General features: G+C 63.3%; 1 protein-coding gene. It reads left to right on the top strand.

Going from position 1 to position 384, the window contains the following annotated elements; all coding sequences use genetic code 11:
- On the top strand, nt 1–384 hold a 384-nt coding region (locus tag P0D89_RS54220; protein ID WP_408379878.1), incomplete at both ends, for an SNF2 helicase-associated domain-containing protein.

Raw genomic sequence — 384 nt, 5'->3', positions numbered from 1 at the left:
AAAGGCGCCGACGGCTTGCAACTCATCCGTGGTCGCTGGGTCGAGGTGGACAACAACAAGCTCAGTCGCCTCCTGAAGCGATTCGAGGCCATGGAAAAGGCGGCGAAAACCGGTCTGCCATTTAATGAGGCCCTACGCCTTCTGGCGGGTGTTTCGCTCGACGATAGCGGCGACCCCGCCGACCGCGACTGGTCGCAGCTTGTTGCAGGGACTTGGCTGGCCGACATCTTGCAGGAGTTGCGTCAGCCGGAGGGGTTGGCGCAGATAAGCCCAGGACCGGAACTCAAGGCCAGTCTGCGGCCCTACCAACAGGCTGGCGTGCGGTGGTTGTACCTGCTCACCCGACTCGGACTGGGCGCTTGCCTGGCGGACGATATGGGCCTG

Source organism: Paraburkholderia sp. RL18-085-BIA-A, from assembly GCF_046027075.1.
In the GTDB taxonomy this organism is placed as follows: Bacteria; Pseudomonadota; Gammaproteobacteria; order Burkholderiales; family Burkholderiaceae; genus Paraburkholderia.
Note: the sequence above shows the minus strand (reverse complement) of the source record. Positions and strands in the feature narration are given on the sequence as shown.